Raw genomic sequence first — 1,700 nt, 5'->3', positions numbered from 1 at the left:
GACGCCGCCGGCGCCGACATGGAACGCGCCGCCACCCTGCAGGGCGTGTGCGAACAGGCCGCCGAGGCCTTCCGCAAGCTGACCGGCTTCGACCGGATCATGATCTACCGCTTCCTGGACGACGAGGCCGGCCAGGTTCTGGCCGAGGCGCGTGACAGCAGCGCGGCGTCCTTCCTCAATCACCATTTTCCGGCGACCGACATCCCGCGCCAGGCTCGGGCCCTGTATCTGCGAAACCCCGTGCGGGTCATCCCCGACAGCCACTACACGCCCCAGCCGCTGCGTCCCCTCGATCCCGACGAGCCGCCGCTGGACATGAGCGACGCCGGCCTGCGCTCGGTGTCGCCGGTCCATCTGCAATATCTGCGCAACATGGGGGTGCGGGCCTCGGCCTCGGTGTCGATCATCGTCGACGACGCCCTGTGGGGCCTGGTCGCCTGCCACAGCGCCGCGCCGCAGCTGATGCCGTACGAGATCCGCGTGGCCTGCACGACCCTGGCCCGCAACCTGGCGCGTCAACTGAAGGCCAAGGCGGATGCGGAACTGTATCGCGAGCGGGTCCGTCTGCGCCGTCTCGAGGACGAGTTGATCGCCCGCCTGCCCACCGACGCCGCGCTCGACGAGGCGCTGGCTGCCCGCGCGGGGCAGTTGATGGAACTGGTCGACGCCGACGGTCTGGCCCTCATCTGCGACGGGCGCATCGCCCGCTTCGGCCATACCCCGCCGCAAGACGGCGTCGCCCGCCTCGGCGACTGGCTGGAAGGTCTTCCCGGCCTTCGCCCCGTCTCGACCAACGCCCTGTCCAGCATCCTGCCCGAGGCGGAGGCGTGGCGCACCCACGGCAGCGGGCTGCTGGGCGTGCGTCTGACCGGCCGCGCACCGGTCTCGATCCTGTGGTTCCGCTCGGAAATCGTCGAGACGGTGCGCTGGGCCGGAAATCCCGAAACGGCGGTCAAGTCCGGCGCGTCTGGGGCCCTGAACCCGCGCGCCTCCTTCGAGGAGTGGTCCCAGACCGTCTCGGGCCGGGCGCGTCGCTGGTCCGCCGCGGCCGTGGAGTCCGCCGCCCGGCTGCGCGACGCCCTGGCCGACTTCGCCGCCGTCAATCAGTTGCGCACGCTGAACCAGTCGCTCCAGACCCGCCTCAGCGAGCGCGACCTGCGCCTGGAGCAGCAGCAGTATCTGATGCGCGAGGTGAACCACCGCGTGCAGAACAGCCTGACCCTGGTGTCCAGCTTCCTGGGCCTTCAGGCGCGCGACCAGGCCGACGGGCCCGCCGCCGCCGCTCTGCACGAAGCGCGCCGGCGCGTACGCGCCGTCTCCACCGTGCACAGCCGCCTCTACCGCGGCGACAACACCACCTCCATCGACCTCAGCCGTTACATCGGCGAATTGGTGACGGATCTGGGCGACAGCATGGGGCCGGACTGGGCCGCCGCGATCCGGACCGATCTGGCGCCGGTCTGCGTCGACGCGGGCCGGGCCGTCACCCTGGGGCTGATCCTCACCGAACTGATCATCAACGCCCAGAAGTACGCCTACGGCGGCCAGCCGGGGCCGGTGACCATCACCCTGACCGAGGCCGACGACCACCTGCGCCTGACCGTCGCCGACGAGGGCAAGGGCGGACACGAGACGGGCAAGGGTTTCGGCTCCATGATGATCCGCAGCCTGGTCGGCCAGCTGGACGGCCAGTTGGCCTA

General features: G+C 70.9%; 1 protein-coding gene. It reads left to right on the top strand.

Annotated elements, in window-relative coordinates; translation table 11 throughout:
* Window positions 1-1,700: histidine kinase dimerization/phosphoacceptor domain -containing protein (locus tag B2U11_RS02205; RefSeq protein WP_292069560.1), on the top strand; the 1,700-nt coding region annotated here is incomplete at both ends.

It is taken from the genome of Brevundimonas sp. UBA7534 (genome assembly GCF_002479325.1).
Lineage (GTDB): Bacteria > Pseudomonadota > Alphaproteobacteria > Caulobacterales > Caulobacteraceae > Brevundimonas.
Note: the sequence above shows the minus strand (reverse complement) of the source record. Positions and strands in the feature narration are given on the sequence as shown.